The following is a 7060-nucleotide window of genomic DNA, read 5'->3' as shown; positions in this document are numbered from 1 at the left end:
CTACCATCGTGACGCTCAAAATAGAGCTGCATGCCTTTCTGGAAATTGGCTTCGCCGAGCAGAGTATGCATCATGCGAATCACTTCAGAGCCTTTTTCGTACACCGTCAGGGTATAGAAGTTGTTCATCTCGATCACCTGATCCGGGCGGATCGGGTGCGCCATTGGGCTGGCATCTTCGGCAAACTGTGCGCCGCGCATCACGCGTACGTTGTCGATGCGGTTAACCGCACGCGAACCGAGATCTGAGCTGAACTCCTGGTCGCGGAACACGGTTAGGCCCTCTTTCAGGCTGAGCTGGAACCAGTCACGGCAGGTGACGCGGTTACCGGTCCAGTTATGGAAGTATTCGTGACCAATCACCGCCTCAATACCGAGATAATCTTTATCAGTGGCGGTTTCAGCTTTCGCCAGCACATATTTGGAGTTGAAGACGTTGAGGCCTTTGTTCTCCATTGCGCCCATATTGAAGAAATCCACCGCGACAATCATAAATATGTCGAGGTCATATTCGAGGTTAAAGCGCTCCTCATCCCATTTCATGCTGGCTTTCAAAGAGGTCATCGCCCAGTCGGCACGATCGAGATTGCCACGATCGACGAAGATCTCCAGCGCCACATCACGGCCGGAACGCGTGGTAAAGCTGTCGCGCAGCACGTCGAAATCGCCCGCAACCAGCGCAAACAGATAGCACGGTTTCGGGAACGGATCCTGCCACTTCACCCAGTGGCGACCATCTTCATGACGACCGCTCTCTAATTTATTGCCGTTGGAGAGCAGGAACGGATATTTTGCCGCATCGGCAATGATGGTGGTGGTAAAGCGCGCCAGCACGTCCGGGCGATCCAGATACCAGGTAATATGGCGGAAACCTTCCGCTTCACACTGGGTACAGAGTGCATCACCCGACTTGTAGAGCCCTTCCAGCGCGGTGTTTTTGTCTGGATGGATGTCATTAATGAGGGTCAGGGTAAAGTTGTCGGGCAGTTGGCTGATGACCAGCGCGCCCTCTTCTTCACGATAGTGTGACCAGGGATGGCCATCCACCGCCAGCGACACCAGCGTGAGGTCTTCGCCATCCAGACGCAGTTCGGCATCCGCAGCACCGAGACGCTTCACCTGGCTCACCGCCGTCACGCGCGTGCTGGTGGCATCGAGGTCAAACGTCAGGTCGATATCGGTGATGGTGTAATCCGGCGCACGGTAGTCGTGGCGATATTTGATTTGCGGCTGTTGCGTCATAAGTCCTTCTCGCATCGTTAATATGTTGACCCGTCAAAGTCTAAGCGGGTTGTGCCTTCGTTGCCACGCACAATGCGTGCCTTTGCTGAAAAGGCTACAATTCATTAACAATGGCACAAATGACCCTCGACCTGCCACCCGCAATTATGGTGTGATCGCGGTCATTACTGTTTTATACTCCTGCGTCTTTATGACTTTGTTGACACCGGGCTCTGCTCCGCGGAAGAGGATGCTGAAACGCACCATGACTGGACATGCTTCCCCGATTTTGACCACGCTGCTTGATACCGATGCGTATAAGCTTCATATGCAGCAGGCCGTTTATCATCGTTACTACGATGTCCCGGTAACGGCAGAATTTCGTTGTCGCGGCGATGAATTGCTCGGCCAGTATGCCGATGAAATTCGCGCGCAACTCGATACGCTGCCTTCTCTTGCCCTGAGCGACAACGAATATCACTATCTCAGCGGCTTACCTTTCTTTGAATCCGATTACCTCAACTGGCTGCGTCAATTCCGCTTTGATCCCTCTCAGGTCAGGGTGCGCAATGAGAATGGCCGTTTGTCTATTCAGATCAGCGGGCCATGGCGCGAAGTTATTCTTTGGGAAGTGCCGCTGCTGGCGCTGATCAGTGAAGTGGTGCATCGCCATCGCACACCGGAGATCGGTGTGGAACAAGCGGTCACTCAGTTACAGCAGAAGTTGGTCGATTTCCGTCAGCAGGTGGGCGATCTCGATATGTCTCGCTTCCAGCTGATGGATTTTGGTACCCGTCGCCGCTACTCCAAAGCGGTTCAGGAAGCGATCGTCAGTACGTTAAAAGCGGAGTTCCCGTGGTTAGTGGGCACCAGCAATTACGATCTCGCCCGGCGCTTACAGCTTAATCCGGTGGGCACTCAGGCCCATGAGTGGTTCCAGGCACATCAACAGATCAGCCCGGTGCTGGCGAATAGCCAACGCGCGGCGCTGCAATCCTGGCTGGATGAGTATGATGACCAACTCGGTATCGCGTTGACAGACTGCATCACCATGGATGCCTTCCTGCGTGATTTCGGCCCGGGCTTTGCTCATCGCTATCAGGGTTTGCGCCATGACTCGGGGGATCCCGTGGAGTGGGGTGAAAAAGCCATTGCGCACTATCAGCGTCTGGATATCGATCCGAAGAGTAAAACGTTGGTGTTCTCAGATAACCTCAATCTGGATAAAGCGCTGGCGTTATATCGTCACTTTGGTCAACGCGCCAACGTGGTGTTTGGCATTGGTACGCGCCTGACCTGCGATATTACTGGCGTCACACCACTGAACATCGTGATTAAACTGGTGAGCTGTAATGGCAAACCGGTGGCGAAACTCTCTGACAGCCCGGGTAAAACCATCTGCCAGGATAAAGCCTTCGTGCGCGCCCTGCGTAAAGCATTCGACCTCCCTCTGGTGAAAAGAGCCAGCTAATCATGGATGCAGGGTGCCCGCCCCCTGCTCTTTCACAACAAATCTCCCTTTTTCCCCTGCAAAATTGCTTGTTTCCTGATGGCTCGCAAGTAACATAGCAAAACCCCGAAATGGGGCTTTTATCCACTTCTATATATAGAGAGATATTTATGAGCGTAGTGCCTGTAGCGGATGTACTGCACGGCCGTGTCGCGGTTGACAGTGAAGTCACCGTACGTGGTTGGGTGCGTACCCGAAGAGATTCCAAAGCCGGTCTTTCCTTTATCGCCGTTTATGACGGTTCCTGCTTTAATCCCGTTCAGGCCGTCGTCAATAATTCTCTGAATAATTATCAGGATGAAGTGCTGCGTCTGACCACGGGCTGTTCAGTGATTGTCACTGGTAAAGTGGTGGAATCACCGGGCGGAGGCCAGGCCTTTGAACTGCAGGCGACCAACGTAGAAGTCACCGGCTGGGTAGACGATCCGGATACCTATCCAATGGCGGCTAAACGCCACAGTATCGAATACCTGCGTGAAGTCGCACACCTGCGTCCGCGCACCAACCTGGTCGGCGCCGTGGCCCGTACACGTCATACTCTGGCGCAGGCGCTGCATCGTTTCTTCCACGAGAATGGTTACTTCTGGGTTTCCACCCCGCTGATCACCGCTTCCGATACTGAAGGTGCGGGCGAGATGTTCCGCGTCTCTACGCTGGACATGGAAAACCTGCCGCGCGATCCGCAGGGCAAAGTGGACTACGACAAAGATTTCTTTGGTAAAGAAGCCTTCCTGACCGTTTCTGGCCAGCTGAATGCCGAGACTTATGCCTGTGCATTGTCAAAAGTCTATACCTTTGGCCCGACCTTCCGCGCAGAAAACTCCAACACCAGCCGTCACTTAGCGGAATTCTGGATGCTGGAGCCGGAAGTCGCTTTCGCTAACCTTGACGACGCTGCTGCACTGGCTGAGGCCATGCTGAAGTATGTGTTCAAGGCGGTGCTTGAAGAGCGTGCTGACGATATGGCGTTCTTCGCTGAACGCGTAGACAAAGATGCGATTGCTCGCTTAGAACGTTTTGTCACTACCGATTTCGCGCAGGTAGACTACACCGATGCGGTCGACATTCTGCTGAAAAGCGGCCAGACATTCGAAAACCCAGTGTCCTGGGGCGTGGATCTCTCCTCCGAACATGAACGTTACCTGGCCGAGAAGCACTTCAAAGCGCCGGTGGTGGTGAAGAACTATCCAAAAGATATCAAAGCGTTCTATATGCGTATGAACGAAGATGGTAAGACCGTGGCGGCAATGGATGTTCTGGCGCCGGGCATTGGTGAAATCATCGGTGGTTCACAGCGTGAAGAGCGTCTGGATGTCCTGGATGCGCGTCTGGCAGAAATGGGTCTGAATAAAGAAGATTACTGGTGGTATCGTGACCTGCGCCGCTACGGCACCGTGCCACATGCTGGCTTCGGATTAGGTTTCGAACGATTAATCGCCTATGTCACCGGCGTACAAAATGTAAGGGATGTTATCCCCTTCCCTCGTACTCCACGTAACGCTAATTTCTAAAATTCGCGATTAAATATAAGTAATTCATATATATAACGAGGTCGGCACTGCCGGCCTTTTTTTATTTTTGTAAATTTAGAGTTCTCTCACAAAGTTCCCGATATTTTACAAATTGTAATACATAATTTCTTTTTGATACGTAATTACGAGATTTGAATCATTTTCGGGCTAGAAATAGCAACCCTGTGATGGAAAGATGCGTGCAGACACAGGAGACATCAAACTTCTTTCAAGGTTCCCGTAAAGGTTTCTTGACGGCAGTGGCAGATGTCCAAATAACTCCAATGAGGGTAATAAAAAATGATGAAGCGCAACATTCTTGCAGTGGTTATCCCTGCTCTGTTAGCTGCCGGCGCAGCAAACGCAGCAGAAATTTATAACAAAGACGGCAACAAACTGGACCTGTACGGTAAAGTTGATGCGCGTCATCAGTTTTCCGACAACGCTGGCTCAGATGGTGATGAGACTTACGTTCGTTTCGGCTTCAAGGGTGAAACCCAAATTAATGACCAACTGACCGGATACGGCCAGTGGGAATACAACGTACAAGCTAACAACTCTGAAGCTCAGGGCACTGACGGTAACAAAACTCGTCTTGGCTTCGCTGGTCTGAAATTCGGCGAATTCGGTTCATTCGACTACGGCCGTAACTACGGTGTTGGTTATGACCCACTGTCTTGGACCGATGTTCTGCCAGTGTTTGGTGGTGACTCTGGCTACTCAGATAACTTCATGGTTGGCCGTTCAAATGGTCTGGCTACCTACCGTAACAACAACTTCTTCGGTCTGGTTGACGGACTGGCCTTTGCTGTTCAGTACCAAGGTAAAAACGAAGAGTCTGCCAACGGTCGCTCTGCATCTAAAGCAAACGGCGACGGCTGGGGTACTTCTTTAACTTATACCTCTGATATCGGTGTTGGTGTTTCAGCAGCTTATACCTCTTCAGATCGTACTAACGGTCAGCAAGGTTCTTTCTATGGCAACGGCAGCAAGAAAGCTGACGCATGGTCAACTGCTCTGAAATACGACGCTAACAACCTGTATCTGGCTGCAATGTACGGTGAAACCCGTAACTCAACTTGGATCACGACTGACGCTGATACCGATAATGAACTCAGCGGCGCGATCAACAAAGAACAGAAATTCGAAGTTGTTGCTCAGTACCAGTTCGATTTCGGTCTGCGCCCATCCGTTGCATATGTCCAGTCTAAAGGCAAGGACATCGAAACTTGGGGTGACCAGGATATCTACAAATACGTTTCTGTTGGTGCGTACTACTACTTCAACAAAAACATGTCTACCTATGTTGATTATCAAATCAACCTGATGGACGAAAACGACTTCACCCGCGCAGCTGGCATCACTACTGATGACACTGTAGGTGTTGGTCTGCAGTACCAGTTCTAATCTTCGATTAGAGACGAATACTGTTTAAAAGCGGAGCCTTCGGGCTCCGTTTTGCTTTTCAGTGATCAGCTTCTCAATTAGCGCCACTACTTTATACACGCGGCTTATTTCTTTTTTATGTCAGCGGTTGGCAAGCGTATCATCTGACGCTAACCTGATAGCTCATTTCGCTAAAGTTCACCCAAACGGAACTGACTCATGTTTGAATCGATCTCTGCCGCACCCGCCGATCCTATTCTGGGACTGGCTGACCTGTTTCGCGCCGACGACCGCCCGAATAAAATCAACCTTGGCATTGGTGTCTATAAAGATGAAACCGGTAAAACACCGGTACTCACCAGTGTTAAAAAAGCTGAGCAGTATCTGCTGGAAAATGAAACCACCAAAAATTATCTGAGCATTGATGGTCTGGCCGACTTTGCTCGCTGCACTCAGGAATTGCTGTTCGGCAAAGAGAGCGCGCTGATTTCAGCGGGCCGCGCGTGCACAGCACAAACTCCAGGCGGCACCGGTGCATTGCGCGTCGCTGCGGATTTCCTCGCGACGCAGACCAATGTGAAGCGTGTGTGGGTAAGCAACCCTAGCTGGCCGAACCACAAAAACGTATTCAACGCGGCAGGTCTGGAAGTCTGTGATTACCAGTACTACGACGCGGCCAACCATAGCCTCGATTTCGCAGGCATGGTCGCTTCGTTGCAGGAAGCCAAAGCCGGCGACGTGGTTCTTTTCCACGGCTGCTGTCACAACCCGACAGGCGTCGATCCTTCCGCGGACCAGTGGCAACAGCTGGCGAAGCTGTCGCAGGAAAAGGGTTGGCTGCCACTGTTCGACTTCGCTTACCAGGGCTTTGCACGTGGCCTGGATGAAGATGCAGAAGGCCTGCGTATTTTCGCCGCATCTCATCAGGAGCTGATTGTTGCCAGCTCTTACTCCAAGAACTTTGGCCTGTACAACGAGCGTGTCGGTGCACTGACGCTGGTTGCCGCCAACAGCGATGTCGCGAAAACCGCCTTTAGCCAGGTGAAATACAGCATCCGTGCTAACTACTCTAACCCACCGTCACACGGTGCCGCTGTGGTCGCCACCATCCTCGGTAACGACGCGTTGCGTACCATCTGGGTGCAGGAGCTGACAGACATGCGTCAGCGCATCCAGCGCATGCGTCAGCTGTTCGTGAATACCCTGGCAGAGAAAGGCGCGAAACAGGACTTCAGCTTTATCATTAAGCAGAATGGCATGTTCTCGTTTAGCGGCCTGACCAAAGATCAGGTTGTGCGCCTGCGTGACGAGTTCGGCGTGTATGCCGTTAACTCTGGTCGTGTGAACGTGGCTGGGATGACGCCAGACAATATGTCTGCGCTCTGTGAAGCGATTGTCGCTGTACTCTAAACAAGTCAGTAAAATGAGAAATG

At 51.9% G+C, this 7060-nt stretch carries 5 protein-coding genes; 4 read left to right on the top strand and 1 reads right to left on the bottom strand.

The window, feature by feature from the left end:
- A partial coding sequence (gene pepN / locus H7A81_RS12890) for an aminopeptidase N (protein WP_182057694.1) occupies window positions 1–1241 on the bottom strand: 1241 nt, incomplete at its 3' end.
- A gap of 244 nt (window positions 1242–1485) precedes the next feature.
- Between pepN and pncB the strand changes: the two genes are divergently transcribed.
- The 4 genes from pncB (at window position 1486) to H7A81_RS12870 (ending at window position 7037) form a co-directional block, all read left to right on the top strand.
- On the top strand, window positions 1486–2691 hold the full coding sequence (pncB, locus tag H7A81_RS12885; protein ID WP_166932039.1) for a nicotinate phosphoribosyltransferase: 1206 nt from the start codon (window positions 1486–1488) through the stop codon (window positions 2689–2691).
- Window positions 2692–2840: 149 nt separating this feature from the next.
- Window positions 2841–4241: an asparagine--tRNA ligase gene (gene asnS, locus H7A81_RS12880; protein WP_182057693.1), complete on the top strand. Its 1401-nt coding sequence runs from the start codon at window positions 2841–2843 to the stop codon at window positions 4239–4241.
- Between the two features lie 300 nt (window positions 4242–4541).
- Window positions 4542–5648, top strand: coding sequence for a porin OmpC (gene ompC / locus H7A81_RS12875; protein ID WP_304622188.1), 1107 nt, complete (start codon window positions 4542–4544; stop codon window positions 5646–5648).
- A 198-nt stretch (window positions 5649–5846) separates the two neighbouring features.
- Window positions 5847–7037 carry an amino acid aminotransferase gene (locus tag H7A81_RS12870; RefSeq protein ID WP_034820516.1) on the top strand — a complete coding sequence of 397 codons (1191 nt, stop codon included), beginning with the start codon at window positions 5847–5849 and terminating at the stop codon, window positions 7035–7037.
- The last annotated feature ends 23 nt before the right edge of the window (window positions 7038–7060 follow it).

The sequence above is a fragment of the Pantoea sp. ME81 genome (assembly GCF_903970985.1).
GTDB classification, from domain to species: domain Bacteria; phylum Pseudomonadota; class Gammaproteobacteria; order Enterobacterales; family Enterobacteriaceae; genus Pantoea; species Pantoea communis.
Note: the sequence above shows the minus strand (reverse complement) of the source record. Positions and strands in the feature narration are given on the sequence as shown.